This is a genomic window from Saccharothrix sp. S26 (genome assembly GCF_021390395.1).
In the GTDB taxonomy this organism is placed as follows: domain Bacteria; phylum Actinomycetota; class Actinomycetes; order Mycobacteriales; family Pseudonocardiaceae; genus Actinosynnema.
Genome location: NZ_JAJUWT010000003.1, coordinates 45398 through 65005, shown reverse-complemented (window position 1 = coordinate 65005; position 19608 = coordinate 45398). Strand labels below are relative to the sequence as shown.

Annotated in this window: 26 protein-coding genes; 11 read left to right on the top strand and 15 right to left on the bottom strand. The window is 71.9% G+C overall.

Translation table 11 applies throughout. The features are described 5' to 3' along the window. The first annotated feature begins 3 nt into the window (after positions 1–3). Entirely contained in the window at positions 4–1560 is a 1557-nt protein-coding gene (locus tag LZG04_RS05150) for an MFS transporter (RefSeq protein WP_233813682.1), read from the top strand. 11 nt (positions 1561–1571) lie between these two features. Further along, positions 1572–2057 carry a DUF2771 family protein gene (locus LZG04_RS05145; RefSeq protein WP_233813680.1) on the top strand — a complete coding sequence of 162 codons (486 nt, stop codon included), beginning with the start codon at positions 1572–1574 and terminating at the stop codon, positions 2055–2057. A gap of 246 nt (positions 2058–2303) precedes the next feature. Here the strand turns inward: LZG04_RS05145 and LZG04_RS05140 are convergent, their stop codons facing one another. Next, a complete protein-coding gene (locus tag LZG04_RS05140; RefSeq protein WP_141979393.1) occupies positions 2304–2690 on the bottom strand; it encodes a cold-shock protein in 387 nt (128 codons plus the stop codon). A gap of 127 nt (positions 2691–2817) precedes the next feature. On the opposite strand from LZG04_RS05140, the gene LZG04_RS05135 reads away from it, so the two are divergent. Continuing rightward, complete coding sequence (locus LZG04_RS05135) at positions 2818–3012, top strand: hypothetical protein (protein WP_233813678.1); 195 nt, start codon at positions 2818–2820, stop codon at positions 3010–3012. Here LZG04_RS05135 and LZG04_RS05130 read toward each other — a convergent pair. Beyond that, a complete protein-coding gene (locus LZG04_RS05130) occupies positions 2981–3622 on the bottom strand; it encodes an HAD family hydrolase (RefSeq protein WP_233813676.1) in 642 nt (213 codons plus the stop codon). The two genes, LZG04_RS05135 and LZG04_RS05130, sit on opposite strands and share 32 nt — an antisense overlap. Positions 3623–3658: 36 nt before the next feature. Between LZG04_RS05130 and LZG04_RS05125 the strand changes: the two genes are divergently transcribed. Then, positions 3659–4210, top strand: coding sequence for a TetR family transcriptional regulator (locus LZG04_RS05125; protein WP_233813673.1), 552 nt, complete (start codon positions 3659–3661; stop codon positions 4208–4210). 6 nt (positions 4211–4216) lie between these two features. Here LZG04_RS05125 and LZG04_RS05120 read toward each other — a convergent pair whose 3' ends face one another. Both LZG04_RS05120 and LZG04_RS42335 read right to left on the bottom strand, forming a co-directional pair. Beyond that, entirely contained in the window at positions 4217–4417 is a 201-nt protein-coding gene (locus LZG04_RS05120; protein WP_233813671.1) for a hypothetical protein, read from the bottom strand. A gap of 3 nt (positions 4418–4420) precedes the next feature. Continuing rightward, entirely contained in the window at positions 4421–5395 is a 975-nt protein-coding gene (locus LZG04_RS42335) for a Gfo/Idh/MocA family protein (RefSeq protein WP_233813669.1), read from the bottom strand. A 32-nt stretch (positions 5396–5427) separates the two neighbouring features. Between LZG04_RS42335 and LZG04_RS05110 the strand changes: the two genes are divergently transcribed. Further along, positions 5428–5799, top strand: a complete 372-nt coding sequence (locus LZG04_RS05110; protein ID WP_233813666.1) for a YccF domain-containing protein — start codon at positions 5428–5430, stop codon at positions 5797–5799. Between the two features lie 198 nt (positions 5800–5997). Here the strand turns inward: LZG04_RS05110 and LZG04_RS05105 are convergent, their stop codons facing one another. Then, the gene (locus tag LZG04_RS05105; RefSeq protein WP_233813663.1) at positions 5998–6786 is read right to left on the bottom strand and encodes a metallophosphoesterase; all 789 of its coding nucleotides are present in this window, start codon (positions 6784–6786) and stop codon (positions 5998–6000) included. A 154-nt stretch (positions 6787–6940) separates the two neighbouring features. On the opposite strand from LZG04_RS05105, the gene LZG04_RS05100 reads away from it, so the two are divergent. Further along, positions 6941–7285: a hypothetical protein gene (locus LZG04_RS05100; RefSeq protein ID WP_233813661.1), complete on the top strand. Its 345-nt coding sequence runs from the start codon at positions 6941–6943 to the stop codon at positions 7283–7285. Positions 7286–7321: 36 nt separating this feature from the next. On the opposite strand, the gene LZG04_RS05095 is transcribed toward LZG04_RS05100, so the two are convergent. Genes LZG04_RS05095 through LZG04_RS05085 form a run of 3 tightly spaced genes read right to left on the bottom strand, consistent with a single transcriptional unit; the run spans position 7322 to position 9386 of the window. Then, entirely contained in the window at positions 7322–8059 is a 738-nt protein-coding gene (locus tag LZG04_RS05095; protein WP_233813659.1) for a maleylpyruvate isomerase family mycothiol-dependent enzyme, read from the bottom strand. A 49-nt stretch (positions 8060–8108) separates the two neighbouring features. After that, on the bottom strand, positions 8109–8903 hold the full coding sequence (locus tag LZG04_RS05090) for an HAD-IIA family hydrolase (protein WP_233813657.1): 795 nt from the start codon (positions 8901–8903) through the stop codon (positions 8109–8111). 18 nt (positions 8904–8921) lie between these two features. Beyond that, positions 8922–9386 carry a MarR family winged helix-turn-helix transcriptional regulator gene (locus LZG04_RS05085; protein WP_233813655.1) on the bottom strand — a complete coding sequence of 155 codons (465 nt, stop codon included), beginning with the start codon at positions 9384–9386 and terminating at the stop codon, positions 8922–8924. A 105-nt stretch (positions 9387–9491) separates the two neighbouring features. Between LZG04_RS05085 and moaA the strand changes: the two genes are divergently transcribed. The 3 genes from moaA (at position 9492) to LZG04_RS05070 (ending at position 11849) form a co-directional block, all read left to right on the top strand. Then, the gene (moaA, locus tag LZG04_RS05080; protein ID WP_233813653.1) at positions 9492–10550 is read left to right on the top strand and encodes a GTP 3',8-cyclase MoaA; all 1059 of its coding nucleotides are present in this window, start codon (positions 9492–9494) and stop codon (positions 10548–10550) included. A 1-nt stretch (position 10551) separates the two neighbouring features. Next, entirely contained in the window at positions 10552–10806 is a 255-nt protein-coding gene (locus LZG04_RS05075) for a MoaD/ThiS family protein (protein ID WP_233813651.1), read from the top strand. Between the two features lie 380 nt (positions 10807–11186). Continuing rightward, the gene (locus tag LZG04_RS05070) at positions 11187–11849 is read left to right on the top strand and encodes a transglycosylase family protein (RefSeq protein WP_233813649.1); all 663 of its coding nucleotides are present in this window, start codon (positions 11187–11189) and stop codon (positions 11847–11849) included. A 110-nt stretch (positions 11850–11959) separates the two neighbouring features. Here LZG04_RS05070 and LZG04_RS05065 read toward each other — a convergent pair whose 3' ends face one another. The 5 genes from LZG04_RS05065 to LZG04_RS05045 all read right to left on the bottom strand — a co-directional run bounded on the left by LZG04_RS05065 (position 11960) and on the right by LZG04_RS05045 (position 15009). Then, the gene (locus LZG04_RS05065; protein WP_233813647.1) at positions 11960–12385 is read right to left on the bottom strand and encodes a molybdenum cofactor biosynthesis protein MoaE; all 426 of its coding nucleotides are present in this window, start codon (positions 12383–12385) and stop codon (positions 11960–11962) included. Further along, complete coding sequence (locus LZG04_RS05060; protein WP_233813645.1) at positions 12382–12855, bottom strand: molybdenum cofactor biosynthesis protein B; 474 nt, start codon at positions 12853–12855, stop codon at positions 12382–12384. The genes LZG04_RS05065 and LZG04_RS05060 overlap by 4 nt, the downstream gene beginning before the upstream one ends. Continuing rightward, entirely contained in the window at positions 12852–13325 is a 474-nt protein-coding gene (moaC, locus tag LZG04_RS05055; protein ID WP_233813643.1) for a cyclic pyranopterin monophosphate synthase MoaC, read from the bottom strand. Before moaC ends, LZG04_RS05060 begins: the two co-directional genes overlap by 4 nt. Before the next feature lie 9 nt (positions 13326–13334). Then, on the bottom strand, positions 13335–14729 hold the full coding sequence (locus tag LZG04_RS05050; RefSeq protein ID WP_233813640.1) for an NAD-dependent malic enzyme: 1395 nt from the start codon (positions 14727–14729) through the stop codon (positions 13335–13337). Between the two features lie 94 nt (positions 14730–14823). Beyond that, positions 14824–15009 carry a hypothetical protein gene (locus tag LZG04_RS05045; RefSeq protein WP_233813637.1) on the bottom strand — a complete coding sequence of 62 codons (186 nt, stop codon included), beginning with the start codon at positions 15007–15009 and terminating at the stop codon, positions 14824–14826. Positions 15010–15133: 124 nt separating this feature from the next. On the opposite strand from LZG04_RS05045, the gene LZG04_RS05040 reads away from it, so the two are divergent. Next, entirely contained in the window at positions 15134–15721 is a 588-nt protein-coding gene (locus LZG04_RS05040) for a 3'-5' exonuclease (RefSeq protein WP_233813635.1), read from the top strand. A gap of 80 nt (positions 15722–15801) precedes the next feature. Beyond that, positions 15802–18048 carry a helicase-associated domain-containing protein gene (locus tag LZG04_RS05035; RefSeq protein WP_233813633.1) on the top strand — a complete coding sequence of 749 codons (2247 nt, stop codon included), beginning with the start codon at positions 15802–15804 and terminating at the stop codon, positions 18046–18048. Positions 18049–18250: 202 nt separating this feature from the next. Here the strand turns inward: LZG04_RS05035 and LZG04_RS05030 are convergent, their stop codons facing one another. Then, positions 18251–18856, bottom strand: coding sequence for an ATP/GTP-binding protein (locus tag LZG04_RS05030; protein ID WP_106617122.1), 606 nt, complete (start codon positions 18854–18856; stop codon positions 18251–18253). Next, positions 18837–19595 (bottom strand): DUF742 domain-containing protein, encoded by a 759-nt coding sequence (locus LZG04_RS05025; RefSeq protein WP_233813631.1) that lies wholly within the window; start codon positions 19593–19595, stop codon positions 18837–18839. The genes LZG04_RS05030 and LZG04_RS05025 overlap by 20 nt, the downstream gene beginning before the upstream one ends. Between the last annotated feature and the right edge of the window lie 13 nt (positions 19596–19608).

The following is a 19608-nucleotide window of genomic DNA, read 5'->3' as shown; positions in this document are numbered from 1 at the left end:
GGCGTGACACCCCCTCGGCCGGAAGACCAGTCGCGGCGGTACCCGTGGGAGGACGACGAGTACAAGCCGCGCACCCGGCCGTACCCGACCCCGGGCGCTCCGCCGCCCCCCGACCCGCCCGGCCACCGGCCGCCGCCACCACCGCGCGAGCACCGCGAGTCGGCCCGCTTCGCCCCGCCGCCGGACGACAAGCCGACCGTGCCGACGCTGCCGAAGAAGCTGACCGTCACCCGCGTGGCGTGGTTCCGCGTCCGCCAGCTCAGCGGCCAGGCGCTGGCCCTGTTCCGCCGGGCCGCGCACGCCGACGGCGCGAAGCAGTCCGGCCTGTCGTCCCTCACCTACGCGGTGATGCTGAACTACGCGGCCGACGCGGCCATGGCGGTCGCGCTGGCCAACACCCTGTTCTTCTCCGCCGCCACCGGCGAGAGCCGCGGCAAGGTCGCGCTCTACCTGCTGATCACCGTCGCGCCGTTCGCACTGGTGGCCCCGGTCATCGGCCCCGCGCTGGACCGCATCCAGCACGGCAGGCGGATGGCGCTGGCCGCGTCCTGCGTCATCCGCGTCTTCCTGTCCATCGTGATGGCGCTGAACTTCGACAACTGGGGCCTGTACCCGGCCGCGCTGGGCAGCATGGTCCTGTCGAAGTCGTTCACCGTCCTCAAGGCCGCCATCACACCCCGCGTCCTGCCACGCGAGATCACGCTCTCCAAGACCAACGCCCGCATGACCGTGTTCGGTCTGGCCGCCGGCGGCGTGTTCGGCGCGGTCGCCGCCGGTTTCGCGAACCTCTTCGGCTCCCCGGGAGCCCTCTGGTTCACCGCCGCCCTCTGCCTGGCCAACGCCTACTACTGCCTGCGCATCCCCTCGTGGGTCGAGGTCACCGAGGGCGAGGTCCCCACCTCGCTGCGCGCCAAGCCGCACAAGCCCAAGCGGCAGGCCCTGGGCCGCGCCGTCGTGGTCGCCCTGTGGGGCAACGGCGCGATCCGGATGCTCACCGGCTTCCTGATGCTGTTCGCCGCCTTCGTCGTCCGCGCCCAGACCGAGGGCGACCCGCTCATGCAGGTGCTCCTGCTGGGCGTCATCGCCGCCGCCGCGGGCATCGGCAGCTTCCTCGGCAACGCCGTGGGTGCACGCCTGCAGTTCGGTTCACCGGACCAGGTCGTCATCGGCTGCCTCACCGCCGCCCTGGCCACCGTGGTCCTGGCCGCCGTCCTCCCCGGCCTGGCCACCGCCGCCGCCGTGGGCCTCATCGGCGCCACCGCCAGCTCGCTGGCCAAGGTGTCGTTGGACGCGGTCATCCAGAACGACGTCCCCGACGAGTCCCGCGCCTCGGCGTTCGGCCGGTCGGAGACGATCCTGCAACTGGGCTGGGTCTTCGGCGGCGCCCTGGGCGTCCTGCTGCCGACCGAGTACTGGATCGGCTTCACCGTCCTGGCGGTCCTGCTGGCCATCGGCCTGGCGCAGACCATCCAGACCAAGCGCGGCACGACCCTGATCCCGGGCCTGGGCGGCGACCGCCCACTGCGGCCCGCGCCCGTCGTGCCGGGGGCGGGCACGTAGGCTCGGTCGCCGTGCGCCGAGTCCTGATCCCCGCGTCGCTGCTGGTGCTCCTGACCGGCTGCGCGGCGACACCCACCGACCCCGAGGTGACCTTCTACGCCGACGGCGAGGCGATCAACGTCAAGCCGTCCCAGTACTGCGACCTGCAGTCGGAGAACTGCGACGTCGACCCGGACGCCGTCGGCGTCCTGCGCGTGCGCCCCGGCAAACCGGTCCAGATCTCGGTGCCGGGCGACCTGGCCGACACCGCCTGGTCGGTCAAGTTCACCTACCGCAACGCCAAGGGCGAACCCCAAGAACCACTGCGCAGCAAGCTGTTCACCGAACGCGACCCCAAGTACGCCTACACCCTGCTCCTGCCCAACCCCGACGACCAGCTCGAAAGCGTCGAGGTCCAGCAATACGGCGCACGCATCGAGGCCAGCAGCACGGGCGCGTTCGACTTCGTCGCCAGGGGAACCTGGATCCTCTCCATCGACGACCGCACCACCAACTAACCCCACCTCATCACCCAAAACTCAGCCACAACGGACCCGCAGCGCACCCACCGAGGCCCGATTTGACATGGGTTGGGGTGCTTTAGGCTGGTCGAAGCCGGCAGGCCTGGCGGGACGCTCTTCCCCGCCGGGCCTGCCGGCTTTGGCCTGCCTGGAGTGCCCGTACGGGCCCCATGTCAAATCGAGCCGGACTGGACCACCGAGCCGCCCGGACCGAACCACCGAGCCGGGCTCAACCACCGCCCTTTACGGATCCAACTCCCGCGCCACCGCCCGAACCACCTCAGCGATCAACTTCGTGTTCTTCCGATCCGGGTACCGCCCCCGCCGCAGCTCGGGCTGCACCTTGACCTCCAACAGCTTGATCATGTCCTCGATCAAGCCGTGCAACTCCTCCGCGGGCCGACGCCGGGCCTCCGCGACCGACGGCGCAGGGTCGATCAGCCGGACCGACAGCGCCTGCGGCCCGCGCCTGCCCTCGGCCATGCCGAACTCGATCCGCTGACCGGCCTTCAAGCCCTCGACACCCGGAGGCAGCGCGGATTTCCGCACGTAGACGTCTTCGCCGCCGTCCTGTGTGACGAAGCCGAAGCCCTTCTCCGAGTCGTACCACTTGACCTTGCCGGTCGGCACCGTTCTCACCAATCCTTTTGCGATCACACGACGAACGCGCCCCGGGGCGTGCCCAGGGCGCGTCCCCTCAGACTATCCAGAACACCATCCTCGGGGCACCTCCGATCGCGCGACTACGCTCCACCCCATGTCGACGAAGCTGATGCCGCTGGCCGTGGCGTTGTTCGCGCTCGGCGTCGCGGCCATCGTCGCGATGTTCATCGCGGGTGAACGCGGCCTGCCCGCCTGGGTGTTCGCCGCCGGCTGGCTCCTGGCCCCGGCGGGTCTCGCGCTGGGCGTGTTCGGCGCGGTCAGGAACGCCCGGCCGCGGTCCCGGCGCTGAGCCGGTCGGCGTTGGCCCGCAGCCACCCCGGGAACGCCGTCAGGTCCGGCAGCACCACGTCCGCGCCCTCGGCCGTCAACTCGTCGGCGTCGCACGGCCCGCTCACCACCGCCACGGACACCGCCCCGGCCGCCTTCGCGCCACGCACGTCACCGACGTGGTCGCCCACGTACACCGCCGCGCCGTGCGCCTTCAACGCCTCGGCCTTGCCGGTCGACCACAGCTCGCCGAACAGGTGGTCGACCTCCCAGTCGAACGCCGCCAGGTGCAGCGCCGCGTTGGCCCGGTACTTGCCGGTGACCACGATCGTCGTCCCGCCCAGCTCACGCACCACCGCAAGCGCTTGCGCCGCGCCCGGCAGGGCGACCGTGGCCGGGATGACGACCTGCGGGTACAGCTCCCGGAACCGGGCGATCAGACCTGGGATGTCCGCCTCGGGCACGCCGAAGTCGCGGTAGATCATGTCCAGCGGCGGGCCGAGGTTGGCCGCGAAGTGCGCCCCGTCCAGCGGGTAGCCGCTCTCCGCGGCGACGGCGTCCATCACCGCCGCCATGCCCGGCCTGGGGTCGATCAACGTCATGTCCAGGTCGAATCCCACGGTCAACGGCACGCTTGGCACCCTATGCGCTGTGCCAAGCTTTGCGCCGTGACGGAACTCACCCGGGCACTGCTCGACGTCGCGGTGGAGCTGATCGCGGCCCACGGCTCACGCGGACTGCGCATGGCGGAGGTCGCCGCCAAGGCGGGCGTGAGCAGGCAGACCGTCTACAACGAGTTCGGCAACAAGGACCGGCTCATCCAGGCCGTGGCGCTGCACAAGACGGCCGAATTCCTCGACGGCGTGCGCGAGCGGCTGACCAGCACCGACGACCCGCTGGAAGGGCTGCGGCGCAGCATCGCGTTCGCGTTCGACCTGGCCACGCGCGACCCGCTGGCCAAGTCCGTGCTGAACGGCGCGAACGCCGAGGACATGCTGCCCCTGCTCACGACCAGGGGACGGCCGGTCCTGACGCTCGCCACCTCCGTGTTCGCCCAGCACATCCGGCAGCACTGGCGGACGCTGCCCGACGCGCGCGTGCACCTGATCGCGGACACGATCGTGCGGGTGGCGTTGAGCCACCTGCTCACGCCGAGCAGCCGCCGGGTCGAACCCGTGATGGTCGTGACGGAAGCACTGCTGGCGTTCGGGCAGCCCTGACCTGACCTACTTCGCGTCACCCGGCTTCAGCACGCGCCGCACCGGGGCCGCCCGGAGCCCGCGCCGCGCGTCGGCCCGCCGCGGTGCCTCCCGGCGACGGGTCACCACCGGCCGCACCGCCTCGACGGCACCGGCGCGCCGACGCTTCACCACGACCAGCCCCGCCATCCCGGCCAGCGCCACACCCGCGAGCTTCCACACCTTCATGCCCTACCCCACCGTCACGTCGTCGTAGCTCAGGCCCACCCGCTCGGCGGCCCTGGTGAGCGTGCGCAGGATCGCCAGCGACTCGGCGGGCGTCATGGAAGGGCTCTCCGTCTCACCCGCCAGCACCCGGTTCACGACCTCGCGCAACTGCGGAACGTACCCCGCGCCCTCCTGCTCGTGACGGTGCTCCACGCCGTTCACCACGATCCGGCTCGGGTTGTACACCGCCTCCGGCAGCTCCACCAACCCGCGCGTGCCGTACACGACCGCACCGGACCTCAGGGGGCTGACCAGCGAAGACCCGAGCAACGCGTGCGCGCCGCCCGCGTAGCCCAGGAGCATCCCGATCTCGGCGTCGACGCCGCCGACCATCCGCCCGTGCGCGTGCACCGTCTCCGGTTCGCCCAGCACGAGGTGCGCGAACGACACGGGGTAGATGCCCAGGTCGAACAACGACCCGCCGCCCAGCGCCCTGTTCCACAGCCGGTGCGCCGGGTCGTAGTCGAGGGCGAAGCCGAAGTCGGCGTGCACCGACCGCACCTCGCCGATCGCGCCCTCCGCGATCAGCTCCGACATGCGCACGATGAGCGGGTTGAACCTGGTCCAGATGGCTTCCATGAAGAACAGGCCGCGCTCGCGCGCCAAGTCAACGACGTCCTGCAACTCGGCGAGGGTCAGCGTGGCGGGCTTCTCGCACAGCACGTGCTTGCCCGCCTCCAACGCCGCGCGGGTCACCACGTGGTGCTGGACGTGCGGCGTCGCCACGTAGACGACGTCCACGTCCGGATCGGCCAGCAGGTCGGCGTAGTCGCCGTACGCGCGGGGGATCTGGTGCTTGGCCGCGAAGGCTTCGGCCTTGGGCAGGGCGCGCGACGAGACCGCGAGCACCTCGACGTCGGGCAGCAGGCGGAGGTCACCGGTGACGACGTCGGCGATGCCGCCCGTCGCGACGACGCCCCAGCGGAGTTTGTTCGGCACGGGACGGGAGCTTAATCGGGCAAGATGGGGTGGTGAGGCTCATCCTGAACCTGATCTGGCTGGTCCTGAGCGGCTTCTGGCTGGCCGTGGGGTACGTGGTGGCCGGGGTGGTGTGCTGCGTGCTGATCGTGACCATCCCGTGGGGGTTGGCCTCGTTCCGCATCGCGAACTACGCGCTGTGGCCGTTCGGGCGCACGGTGGTGGACCGGCCCGGGGCAGGTGCGCCGTCGTTGCTCGGGAACATCGTGTGGATCGTGGTGGCCGGGATCTGGCTGGCGATCGGGCACGTGGTGACCGGGGTGCTGCTGTGCGTGACGATCATCGGCATCCCGTTGGGGGTGGCGAACTTCAAGCTGGTGCCGGTGTCGTTGATGCCTTTGGGCAAGGAGATCGTGGCTGCTTGACGAGGGCTCGGGGTTAAGGGCGGCTCGATTTGACATGGGGCCCTTACGGGCACTCCAGGCAGGCCAAAGCCGGGCAGGCCTGGCGGAAAAAGCGCCCGCCAAGCCTGCCCGGCTTCGACCAGCCTAAAGCACCCGAACCCATGTCAAATCGGGCCTCGGTGGTTCGGTGCGGGTCCGTTGTGGGTGGGTTTTCGCAGGTCAGGTGGGCTGGTTGGTGAGTTGGACGACGAGGCAGGGGCCGCCGCTGTAGAGGCCGGCGTCGATGGCGAGCACCTTGTCGTCGGCGTAGCGGAAGGGGCCGTCGATCTCTTCCGGTGGGACGCCCAGTTGGTCGGCGATGACGCTGTGACCGTGGACGATCTCGTGGCCGCCCAGGACGTTCAGCAGGTCGGTGGCCACTTCGGCTCCGTCGGGGCCGCGGAAGGCGTAGCGGGTGGTCATCTTCCGCCAGCACTCCCACCAGTGGTCCAGGTCGTTGCCCTTCAGGACTTCCCGGACGGCCTCGTTGACCTCGTCGATCGTGGTGCCCCACTCCAGGTAGGCGAGGGTGTCGGAGTGCATCAGCAGGTGGCCGTCGACCTCGGTCAGGACGCGGCGGGTGGTGAGCCAGTCGATGTGGGCCTCGGCCAGGCGGTCCTGGTCGCTGCGCAGGCCGCCGTTGAGCAGCCAGCTGCGGGCGAAGCTGCGAGGGGTCGGGGCACCCGGGACGTTGCGGTCGCCGAAGCGGTGCATGCCCAGGAGCAGCACCTCGTGGTTGCCGATGAGGGCGTCGACCTGGCCGCCGCTCTGCTCGGCCAGGCGCATGACGAACTCGATCACGCCGATGCCGTCGGGGCCGCGGTCCACGAAGTCGCCGAGGAACCACAGCTCCGCGTCACCGCCGCACCAGTCACCGTCGGCGTCGACCAGGCCCGAGGCGTGCAGGGCGCGGGTCAGCTCGGCGAGGTGCCCGTGCACGTCGCCAACCACGAAGAGCGGTCGTTCCACACTTGCGACGATAAGCGACGCGGCGGTGTGGTGCGCACAAGTCGATCAGCGCCCGGCGTGGTCACTACGGCTCGGGTGACGTGAAGCTCCCCCGGCAGGGTGAGTTCCGGGCGGTTCGCCGTGACGAACGGCGGCCGGCGGGCTCTCACCGGCCATGAGGGAACAGTTGGAGGAAATCGCCGGGGACCTCGACGAGGTGATGGTCGCGGTGGCCGCTCGGGCGGGCACGGCGTGGCACCCGTGGCAGCACATCGAGTGGCTGCGGTTGCAGGCGGACCTGCTCGATCGGTTGGGTGCGGCGTTCGGCGGTCCCGGATCGAGCCGCGCCGAGCTACTGCGGGATCGGGCCGAGCGCATGGCCGACCGGCTCAACGGCATGCCGTCCGCCGGCGGGTTCCCGCCACCGCAGGTGGGCGAGGATCGGCCGCGCTCGGGCCAGGCCGGGCCGCCCGAGCAGCGCGTCCGCCTGCGCGCCGTCACCCACCGCCACAGCGAGTAGGTGCGGCTTCGCCGGTGGTGCTGGTGAGCCGGGTCGTCAGGTCAGGTCGGGCCAGCCCAGCAGGGCGTCCGCCGCGGCGCCGTCGCCCGTCACGGTCACCTCCCCCACCCCGAGGCGCCGCCACAGCAGCAGGTAGAGCTGCTCGGCGGTGCCGGTGAGCCGGGCGTCCGCCCTGCCCTCGGCCAGCCGCCTGGGCTTGGCGGTGCCGTCCGTGCCCAGCAGCCAGGTCTGGCCGGTGTCGGTCGCGGCCAGTTCCAGCACCGCCGGGCCGGAGGTCCAGCGCTCGCCGCGCAGGAAGCGGGCCAGGAAGTCGTCCACGCCGTCCGCCGCCAGCTCGGCCGGGATCGGTTCGAGCGCGCCCGCGGCCCGTCGGGCGTCCCAGCAGTGCACGACGGCCTCGTGCGCCTGCCGGGCCACCAGTGCCGAGGCCGTGTCGCGCTCCTCGTCGTTCCACCACACCCACACCGGTGCGTCCGGGCCCGCGCCGCGCAGGTAGTCCTCCTGCACGGCGACGTACCGGGCGCTGACCTCACGCCACCCCTCGACCCGGTCCGGCCCGGTGTCGGCGGCCCGCCGCGCCGCCTCCTCGTCCGGGTAGGCGCCCCTCGCCAGCACGGCCACGGTCCACCACGCCTGCACGCGGGCGAGGTGCGCCACCAGGTCGTCCACGGTCCAGCCGGGGCAGCTGGGCACCGGCGCGCCGAGGTTGCCCGCCACCGCCTCGGTGAAGGACGCGCTGTAGGACTCGACGACCGCCAGGTGGTTGATCCCCATGGCCGGTCACGCTAGCGGCGGGCACCGACAATTCCGGGGTTCGCGCTGGTCAGACCTCGTCCGGGAACGGGTTGGCCGAGTGGCCGAGCAGGTCGGCGATCGACTTGACCACGCGGGTCGGCCGGTACGGGTACAGCTCGGCCGTCGACTCCGCCGAGATGCCGGTGAGCACCAGGATCGTGCGCAGGCCCGCCTCCAGGCCGGACCGCACGTCGGTGTCCATCCGGTCGCCGATCATCAGCGTGTTCTCCGAGTGCGCGCCGAGCGCGCGCAGCGCCGACCGCATCATCAACGGGTTGGGCTTGCCCACGTAATAAGGAGCACGCCCGGTGGCGCGTTCGATCAGGGCGGCGATCGAGCCGGTCGCGGGCAGCGAGCCCTCGCGGGACGGGCCGGTGGCGTCCGGGTTGGTCGCGATGAACCGCGCGCCCTCCTCCACCAGCCGGATGGCCTTGGTGATCGCGGTGAAGCTGTACGTGCGGGTCTCGCCGAGCACCACGTAGTCCGGGTCGCGGTCGGTCAGCACGTACCCGATCTCGTGCAGCGCGGTGGTCAGGCCCGCCTCGCCGATGACGAACGCCGAGCCGCCCGGTCGCTGCGAGTCGAGGAACTTCGCGGTGGCCAGCGCGGAGGTCCAGATCGCGGCCTCGGGCACCTCCAGGCCCGTGCGGGACAGCCTGGCCCGCAGGTCGCGCTGGGTGTAGATGGAGTTGTTCGTGAGCACCATGAACGGGATGTCGTTCGCGGTCAGCTCGGCGACGAACTCGCTCGACCCCGGGATCGGGTGCTCCTCGTGCACGAGCACGCCGTCCATGTCCATCAGGTAGTTCCACTGAGCGGCCATGGCGGACATGCTGCCGGCTCAGGCCTCGATCACGCGCCGGCGGAACGTTTCGACCAGCGCCCGGTGGTAGCGCTCCAGCACGTCCCGCTCGCGCGGGGTGAACCGCGACAGCACCTCGCGCAGCGCCTCCTCCGCGCCGGAGACCAGGTCGCTGAACCGGCCGGTGTCGCGTGCGGTGAGCTCGACCAGCACCTTGCGCCGGTCGTGCGGGTCGCGGACCCGCCGCGCGTACCCGGCGCGCTCCAGCCGGTCGATGACGCCGGTCACCGCGCCGGTGGACAGCCCGGACAGCTCGGCGATCCGACCGGCGGTGATCGGGCCTCGCTCGCGCAGGGCGAGGTCGAGGCACTTCTCGTCGGTGGGTGACAGGCCCATCCGCTCGGCCACCCGATGGTGGAACAGGACGGTGAGCGCGCTGGTCTCCCGCACGTAGCCGCCGAACCGCTCCAGCACGTCCGCGGGCACCTCGTGCTCACTGGTCATGCCCGGCAATTTAGCGTTCCCGCCAACGGGTTCGGCATCCTCGTCCACCCACCGTCCCCCGTTTCCAGCAGCACTCGCCAGTGTCGGCCGATTACCCTGGGATGGGTGACAGCAGTCGAGTTGGGGCTACCCCTCGTGCGCGGCAACCCGGACACCTCCGAACGGCCGGGCTCACCGCTGCTGGTGGACCGGTTCGGCCGGGTCGCCACCGACCTGCGCGTGTCGTTGACCGACCGCTGCAACCTGCGGTGCACCTACTGCATGCCCGCCGAGGGCCTGGACTGGCTGCCCAAGCCGGACCTGCTCTCCGACGACGAGCTCGTGCGGCTCATCGCCATCGCGGTCACCCTGCTCGGCGTGACCGACATCCGGTTCACCGGCGGCGAGCCGCTGCTGCGCCCCGGGCTGGACGACGTGATCGCCCGGACCGCCGCGCTCGACCCCCGGCCCCGCATCTCGATGACCACGAACGGGTTGACCTTGGCCCGGCGCGCGGCCGGGTTGGTCGCCGCGGGACTCGACCGGGTGAACGTCTCGCTGGACACCCTCGACCCGGAGCGCTTCCGGCGCCTCACCCGCCGCGACCGGCTGGGGGACGTGTTCGCGGGCCTGGCCGCCGCCCGCGAGGCCGGGTTGTCGCCGGTCAAGGTGAACACGGTGCTGATGCGGGGCGTGAACGAGGACGAGGCCGTGCCGCTGCTGCGCCACTGCCTGGAGCACGGCTACGAGCTGCGGTTCATCGAGCAGATGCCGCTGGACCCGCAGCACGGCTGGGACCGCGCGGACATGGTGACCGCCGAGGAGATCCTGGCGTCGCTGCGCACGGCGTTCACGCTGACGCCCGAGCCCGGTGAGCGGGGCGGCGCGCCGGCCGAGCGGTGGCTGGTGGACGGCGGTCCGGCGGTGGTCGGCGTGATCGCGTCGGTGACGCGGCCGTTCTGCGCGGCCTGCGACCGGACCCGGCTGACCGCGGACGGCCAGGTGCGGAACTGCCTGTTCAGCCAGGCGGAGACGGACCTGAGGGCGTTGCTGCGCGGTGGGGCGTCGGACGAGGACGTCGCGGCGGCGTGGCGCGGCAACGCGTGGGCGAAGGCGGCCGGGCACGGCATCAACTCGGCCGGGTTCAGCCAGCCCGACCGGCCCATGAGCGCGATCGGGGGCTGACGTGCGGCTGACGGTGCGGTACTTCGCGGGTGCGCGGGCGGCCGTGGGCGTGCCCGACGAGAGCTTCGAGCTGCCCGGCGACGCGGCCACGGTGCGGGCCGCGGTCGAGGCCGTCCGGCGGCGGCACGGCGACAAGGTGGCGCGCGTGCTGCCCGCGTGCAGCTTCCTGTTGGACGGCGTGGCGGTTCGTGATCATGACACGGCAGTGTTGTCCGGGTCACAACTCGACGTGTTGCCGCCCTTCGCCGGTGGCTGAGAGTTCGCCACACTTGCGGGTTAACACGTGAGCTAAACCTCACTTACGGTGATTGATCTCGGCGAATCTCGGAACGGAAACAGACCGATAACGGTGCCCTGAGCAGGCTAAACGGGGCAGTCGGGGAGTCACTCTGTCGCGTTACAGTGACGCGCGTCACATGCCAGATCATTTGGCGAGCGGCTCCCGGTTACGTACCGTCGCTTCTCGGTTGGCCCCGACCGACCAGAGCTAGACCGGGACGCCTCGCACCGAACCTGTCCACCGGCGCCCCGGAACACCCCCCGAGCGAGAGACAACCACCGGACAGGGATCAAGCCGAACGGCGCACCGGGCCCGAACCCGAGCCGATCGCGCAGGTGCGGGTGGACGAGAGGGAAATGGCTTCTTACCGAGGCAAGCACCGCCCGACCACCAGTCCCGCCGCCCGGAGCATCGCGAAGGTCGCCGTCGCCGGCGTCATCGTGGGCGCCCCGCTGGCGATGGCCGCCGGCACCGCCAACGCGCAGGGTTCCGGCGTCAACTGGGACGCGGTCGCCGCGTGCGAGAGTGGCGGCAACTGGAGCATCAACACCGGCAACGGCTACTACGGCGGCCTGCAGTTCCTGCCGTCCACGTGGACCGCGCACGGCGGCTCCGGAATGCCCCACCAGGCTTCCCGCGAGGAGCAGATCCGCGTGGCCGAGAACGTCCTCCAGACCCAGGGCATCGGCGCCTGGCCCGTCTGCGGGCCCAAGGGCCTCGGCGGCGCCCCCGCGCCCGTGAAGGCCAAGCCGGCCCCCGTGCAGCAGGCCGCCCCCAAGCAGTCCGCGCCGGCCCCCGTGCAGTCGGCCCCCGTCGAGCAGGCGCCCGCCCCGGTGACGGTCGCGCTGCCGTCCTCCAACCCGAACGGCGACTACGAGATCAAGCCGGGCGACAGCCTGTCGAAGATCGCGGACGAGCTGAAGATCGAGGGTGGCTGGGCCAAGCTGCACGAGCTCAACAAGCAGTTCATCCCGAACGCCGACCTGATCATGCCCGGGCACAAGATCGCCACCAAGTGATCTGTGGCCGGCGCGAGTCGGTGCACGACGGAACCGGGACCTCGGACCGCCCCCCTCGGCGGTCCGGGGTCCCCAACCCGTTTCCGGGGCAGTTCTGCCCGACGCCCTGATCAGGGCATGTTGACCCACTCGTCGGTGCCGTCGGTGAAGACCTGCCGCTTCCACACGGGCAGCCGCCGCTTCACCTCGTCGACGAGCTCCGAGCACACCGCGAACGCCTCACCCCGGTGCTCGGCGGACACGGCGCACGCCAGCGCCACGTCCCCGATCGCCAGCGGACCGACCCGGTGGGACACGGCGACGGCGCGCACGCCCTCGAACCGGCCCACCACGTCCGCCACCACCTCGGCCACCACCGCGCCGGCCGTCGGGTGCCCGACGTACTCCAGCTCGCGCACCGAACGCCCGTGGTCGTGGTCGCGCACCACCCCGGCGAACGTCACCACCGCGCCCGCCGCCGCGTGCTCCACGAGCTTGGCGTGCTCGTCCACGGACAGCGGCTGATCGCTGACGGTCGCCCGCAGCACCTCGGTCATGCGTGGTCACCTCCGGCCACCTGGTCGACGGCGTGCTCCAGCACGGTCGCGAGCACGTCCAGCCCGTCGCGCACCCCGCCCGTCGAGCCGGGCAGGTTCACCACGAACGTGCGGCCCGCGACCCCCGCCACGCCGCGGGACAGCACGGCGGTCGGCACGCGTGGCCAGCCTGACACGCGGATGGCGTCCGCCACACCCGGCACCTCGAAGTCCAGCACCGACCGGGTCGCCTCGGGCGTGCGGTCGGTGGGGCTGATCCCCGTGCCACCGGTCGTGATGACGACGGACACACCGTCCGCCACGGCCGCGCGCAACGCCTCGGCCACCGGCTCGCCGTCGGGCACGACCACCGGGTCGGGCACGTCGTAGCCGCGGTCGCGCAGCCACTGCACGATGATCGGCCCGCCGCGGTCGGCGTACACGCCGGCGGAGGCCCGGTTCGACGCCGTGACGACCCGGGCGGTCCTCACGGGCGCACCCACAGGCCGGTCTTGCCGCCTTCCTTGCGCTCCACCCGCACCGCGTCCAGCGACGCCGCCGGGTCGACCGCCTTCACCATGTCGTGCAGCGTGAGCCCGGCCACCGACACGGCCGTCAACGCCTCCATCTCCACGCCCGTGCGGTCCGTGGTGCGGACGGTCGCCGTGATGCGGACCTCGGCGTCACCCAAGGTCAGGTCCACCTTGACGCTGGACAACGCGATCGGGTGGCACAGCGGCACGAGCTCCCACGTCCGCTTGGCCGCCATGATCCCGGCGATCCGGGCGGTGGCGAGCGCGTCACCCTTGGGCAGGCCGTCGCGGCCCAGCAACGCCACCACCTCGTGCGTCGTGCGCAGCACACCGGACGCGACCGCCGTGCGCGTGGTCGGCTCCTTCTCGGACACGTCGACCATGCGTGCCGCGCCGGCGGCGTCCAAGTGGGTGAACTGGTTGCTCATGGCCCGATGCTAGGCCGAAGCCGACTCCGTGGCGGCCTTGCGGACGGCTTCGGCGACCGCCGGCGCGACCGAGGTGTCGAACACGCTGGGCACGATGAACGACGCGTTGAGCCGGTCGCCGTCGACCACGTCCGCGACCGCGTTCGCGGCGGCGATGAGCATCGAGTCGGTGATCGTGCGGGCGTGCGCGTCCAGCAGGCCGCGGAACACGCCCGGGAACGCCAGCACGTTGTTGATCTGGTTCGGGAAGTCGCTGCGCCCGGTGGCCACGACGGCGGCGTGCTTCTGCGCCTCCATCGGGTCGATCTCCGGGTCCGGGTTGGCCAGCGCGAACACGATGGCGTCGCGGTTCATCGTGGCGACCTGCTCCGCGCCGAACAGGTTCGGGGCGGACACGCCGATGAACACGTCCGCGCCGACCAGCGCGTCGTGCAGCCGCCCGCTCACGTTGTCCTTGTTCGTCGCCGCCGCGATGGACTTGAGGTTGTCGTCCAACCCCGGCCGGTCGCGGTGCACGATGCCGTCCACGTCGACCGCCACCACGTCGCCGGGCTCCTGCTTGAGCAGCAGCCGGATGATCGCGCTGCCCGCCGCGCCCACCCCGCACACCACGACCTTGCAGTCGGAGATCTTCTTGCCGACCACGCGCAGGGCGTTGCGCAGCGCGCCGACCACGACGATCGCGGTGCCGTGCTGGTCGTCGTGGAAGACGGGGATGTTCAGCTTCTCCCGCAGCCGGGCCTCGATCTCGAAGCAGCGCGGCGCGGCGATGTCCTCGAGGTTGATGCCGCCGTAGACGGGTGCGATCAGCTCGACCGCGCGGATGATCTCCTCGGTGTCCTGGGTGTCCAGGCAGACCGGCCAGGCGTCGACGCCCGCGAACTTCTTGAACAGCGCGGCCTTGCCCTCCATCACCGGCAGCGCGGCGGCGGGGCCGAGGTTGCCCAGGCCCAGCACGGCCGAGCCGTCGGTGACCACGGCCACGGTGTTGCGCTTGATGGTGAGGCGGCGGGCGTCGTCGGGGTTCTCCGCGATCGCCTGGCAGACCCGCGCGACACCGGGGGTGTAGGCGCGGGAGAGGTCGTCGCGGTTGCGCAGCGGCACCTTCGACGAGATCTCGATCTTGCCGCCGAGGTGGACCAGGAACGTCCGGTCGGACACCTTGCGCACCACGATCCCCGGCAGCAGCTCCAGGGTGTCGGTGATGTCCTTGGCGTGGTTGGCCGACAGCGCGTTGCAGGTGAGGTCGATGATCACCCGGTCGGTGTGCGACTCGACGACGTCGAACGCCGTGATCACGCCGCCCGCCCGGCCGACGGCCGAGGTCAGGTCGCCGGCGGCCGACGCCGACGGCGGGGCCTCCAGCCGGACGGTGATCGAGTAACCAGGGCCGGGGACCGGCATCGAACCTCCCAGAACAGCACAGCTCAAGAGGTCTCGAGCGTAGTCCGCGCAGAAATACGGAACGCGCGCGGCTCGACGGCCGCGCGCGTTCGGACTAGCGGTTGATCTCGGTCTGCGGGTGGCGGTAGCCGAGCTCCTCGACCGGCAGCGGGAAGGTGACCTTGCCGAACGGGGACAACGCGCCCTGCACGTCGCTGGCCAGCTCGGACACCGCGTACTTGCCGTCGGCGGGCGGCTCCGGCCAGTGCGGGTCGATGCGCTCGGGGCGGGCCTTGGCCACGGTTCCTCCTCGGTGGTGCCTTCGTCGTGGACAAGTGTGCCTCATCTGCGCTGGTGGCGGTCTGCCGGTGGTCGGCGGGAAAAGCGAGAGCCACGTCACGGGTGTGATCCCTACCCTCGTGGCGGTGAGCGCAGCCGAGCTGGTGAACGTGGTCGACGTCGAGGCGACGTGCTGGGAGGGCCGACCGCCGCCCGGCCAGGTGAGCGAGATCATCGAGATCGGCCTCACCGAGGTCGACCTCGCGTCCGGCGAACGGGTCGCCAAGCACCGGATCCTGGTCCGACCGCGCCGGTCGACCGTCAGCCCGTTCTGCACCGGGCTGACCGGGTTGACGCAGGCCGAGGTCGACACGGGCGTCGACTTCGCCGAGGCGTGCCGGCTGCTCGCGGTCGAGCACAGTGCGGGCACGCGGCCGTGGTCGAGCTGGGGCGACTACGACCGCAAGCAGTTCACCCGGCAGTGCCAGGCGACGGGCGTGGCCTACCCGTTCGGGCGGCGGCACTGGAACGCGAAGCTGGTGTTCACGCGGGCGCACGGGCTGCGCAAGCGCCCGGGCATGGCGCAGGCGTTGGAGATCGCCGGCCTGCCGCTGGAGGGCAGGCACCACAGCGGCGCGGACGACGCGTGGAACATCGCCGCCCTGGTCCTGCACCTGACCGGCCGCGACGCCTGGCCCGCCGACCCGACCACCGGCCCCGACGAGTACCGGTGAGGACTCGCGTCGACCGTGCGCGGTGAGGTTTCGGGGGCTGGTCGGCCCCGTGCCGCCGGTCGGCATATACCGTGGTGAGGATGTCCGGCACGACCCTCGCCGAGTGGCTGCGGGCGCAGGACGACTCCGCGCTCGTGGCGCTGCTGCGCGCCCGGCCGGACCTGGCCACGCCCCCGCCGGCCGACACGACCGTGCTCGCCACCCGCATCGGGTCGCGGGCTTCGGTGGCGCGGGCCTGCGAGGACCTCGACACGTTGACGCTCACGGTGCTCGAAGCGCTGCTCGTGCTGGACGCCGACCTGGCGCCGGTGAGCCGGACGGCGGTGCAGGAGCTGTTCGGCCGGACCGACATCAGCGCGCCCCTGGAGACGCTGCGCGCCCGTGCCCTGCTGTGGGGCGGGGACCACGCGCTGTCCACCCCGCCCGCCACGCGTGACGCGGTCAACCCGTTCCCGTGCGGGCTGGGCCGGTCCGTGCCGCGCCTCGCCGACGCCGACCTGAGCGCGCTCGACCCCGACGAGCACCGCGTGCTGCAAACCCTCGCCGCGGGACCGCCGGTCGGGCAGACGAAGGACGCCGCGCAGGTCGTGTCCCTCGCCAACGCCAGGACGCCGATCCAGAAGCTGCTCGCCCGCGGCCTGCTGGTCCGCCGGGACGCGCAGACCGTGGAGCTGCCCCGCGAGATCGGCCTGAAGGTGCGCGGTGACCGGCCGCTCGGCGCGATCCAGACCACCGAACCGCCGCTGACCACGTTCCGCCGCGACCCGTCCGACGTCGACCACACCGGCGGTGGGGAGGCGTTGGAGCTCTCCCGGCACGTCGAGGCGCTGCTCAAGAGCTGGTCGCAGGAGCCGCCCCCGGTGCTGCGGTCGGGCGGGGTCGGCGTGCGGGAGCTGCGCAAGCTCGCCAAGGACCTCGACGTGGACGAGCGCCGGGCCGCGCTGCTGGTCGAGCTGGTCGTCAACGCGGGCCTGGTCGCCGACACCGAGGGCCTGGAACCGGAGTGGGTGCCGACCACGCAGACCGACGCGTGGCTGGTCGCCGCGCCCGAGCACCGGTGGGCGACGCTGGCCCAGGCGTGGCTCGACCTGCCCCGCCTGCCCGGCCTGATCGGGCAGCGCGACGACCGGGACCGGCTGCTCAACCCGCTCGCGCCCGAGCTGAACCGGCCGGGCGCGCCCCGCGACCGCAGGCGCATCCTCGAAGCCCTGGTGGCGTTGCCGCCGGGCACCGCGGTGACCGACCCGGACGAGCTGGCCGCCGTGCTGGCGTGGCGGGCACCGCGGCGCGGCGGGCGGCTGCGGGACGAGCTGGTGCGGTGGACCGTCGACGAGGGCACGCGGGTCGGCGTGCTCGCGCACAACGCCATCACCGCGCAGGGCCGCACGCTGCTGACCGAGGGGCCGGGCCCGGCGGCGAAGCGGCTCGGCGACGCGTTGCCCGCGCCGGTCGACCACGTGCTGGTGCAGGCGGACCTGACCGTCGTCGCGCCCGGCCGGCTCGACCCGGAGCTGGCCGACGAGATCGCACTGGTCGCGGACGTCGAGTCGGCGGGCAGCGCCACGGTCTACCGGGTGCGCGAGGACTCGGTGCGGCGGGCGTTCGACGCCGGGCGCAGCGCCGCCGACCTGCACGAGCTGTTCCGGGCGCGGTCGCGCACGCCGGTGCCGCAGTCGTTGACGTACCTGATCGACGACGCGGCCCGCCGGTACGGGCGGTTGCGGGGCGGTGCGGCCGGGTCGTTCCTGCGCTGCGACGACCCCGTGCTGGTCACCGAGGTGATGGCGCACGCGGCGGCCGAGCGGTTGGCGCTGCGCAAGATCGCGCCGACCGTGCTGGTCAGCCCGCTGCCGCTGGCGGAGGTGCTGGACGGGCTGCGGGCGGCCGGTTTCGCGCCCGCCGCCGAGGGGCCGGACGGGCACGTGCTGGACCTGCGGGCCGGTGGGCGTCGGATCGCGGGCAAGGGCAGGCGCAGGCCGGTGCAGCCGACCACGCCGTCGGAGGAGCAGCTGGGCGAGCTGGTGCGGCTGGTGCGGGCCGGTGATCGTGCGGCGACGACCACCGGCGGTGCCCGGGTGTCCGTGCCGGGTCACCTGGGCGCGGGACCGTCGGCCACGCTGGCGTTGCTGCAACGGGCCGCGCGGGAGGGCCGCAGCGTGCTGGTCGACTTCGTGGACGGCCACGGCACCGCCGCCCGCCGCGTGATCACGCCGCAGGTCGTGGGCGGTGGCGTGCTGGAGGGCGTGGACGTCAGCTACGGCGAGGTGCGCCGCTTCCCGCTGCACCGCATCACGTCCGCCGCCCTGGTCGAGGGCGACGGAGCGTAACCACCGTTCGGGCCAGATGATCACCTGATCGGCGAAGCCTGCACCACCTACGGTCAAACCGCGGCCACGCGGCCGCACCACCACCTGTGCACCGAAGGGCCGGGCGAACCCCACCTGCTCGGGCACGCCGAAGGGCGGCCTCCTACGAGGAGACCGCCCTTCGGCGCGTGAAACCCTCAGACCACGAAGGCCGAGAACCCGATCAACCCGCCCGGACCGACATCCACTGGCGCATCGCGTGCTCCACCAACGTGATCAACGTCTGCTTCGTCGACTGACGGTTACGAGCGTCACACGTCACTATCGGCACCGACTGGTCGATCGTCAACGCCTCCCGCACGTCCTCGATCCGGTGGTGCAGCAAACCGTCGAAGCAGTTCACCCCCACCACGTACGGCAACTGCCGGTCGTCGAAGAAGTCGATCGACGCGAACGCGTCCGCCAACCGACGCGTGTCCACCAGCACGATCGCACCGATCGCACCCCGCACCAGGTCGTCCCACATGAACCAGAACCGGTGCTGACCGGGTGTGCCGAACAGGTACAGGATCAGGTCCTGGTCCAACGACACGCGGCCGAAGTCCATCGCCACCGTCGTCGTCACCTTGTTCGGCGTCGCCGAGAGGTCGTCCACCCCGGCGCTCGCCTCGGTCATCACCGCCTCGGTGGTCAGCGGGACGATCTCCGACACGGAACCGACGAACGTCGTCTTCCCCACGCCGAAACCACCGGCCACCACGATCTTCGCGGACGTCGTCGGCTTCTTGGCGCCTTCGGCCGCGTTGGGGCTAGAGCCTGCGAAGCCCACTGAGCACCCTCTCAAGGAATTCAATGGACGGCCGGTCCCCCACGACCAAGCCACCCTGGTGAATCAAAACCAAACCCATGCTCGCCATGTCGCCGATCAACACCCGCACCACCCCGAGGGGGAGCCGGAGGTGAGCGGCGACCTCGGCCACCGACCTGGTGTCGGTGCACAACCCGCAGATCGACCGGTGCTCGGGGAGCACCGCGGCGTCGCGTTCGAGCCCGCGTTCGCTGGTCGACACCAGCGCTTCGATCGCGAGGTCGTAGTCGGGCCGGGTGCGGCCACCGGTCCGGGTGTACGGGCGGACCAGGGATCCGGACTCCGCCGCCGGGTTCTCCTCGCGCCGCACGACCGGCTGGGGGCCGGTCGTGTAGGGCACCTGTTCAGGCACGCTGTCGGGCAGGCCGTGGGCACCGAAGAGATCGGCGCCCGGACCTCCGAACAGGCCGCTGCCGTACCCGTCGATGTCGAACCGGTTGGGAACGTCGTCGTAGCCGTACGACGAGTCGTCAACCTCACGCTGAGACATATCGTCTTGCCCCTGCCCTGTGCCTTCGACCCGTGGCCCCGGCGCCTGTTCCGCCCGGCGGCCCGGCCACGAGTTGGGTGCGTCCTCGGCTTCCTCGTCCTGTGCGGGGTCGGCATCCGGCTCAGCGAATTGGAAGCCCCCGACCGCCCACTCCTGGTAGTTGAAGTTCCTACCGAAGCGTCGGCCGCCGGCGCCAGATCGTTCAGCCATTTACCTTCACCCC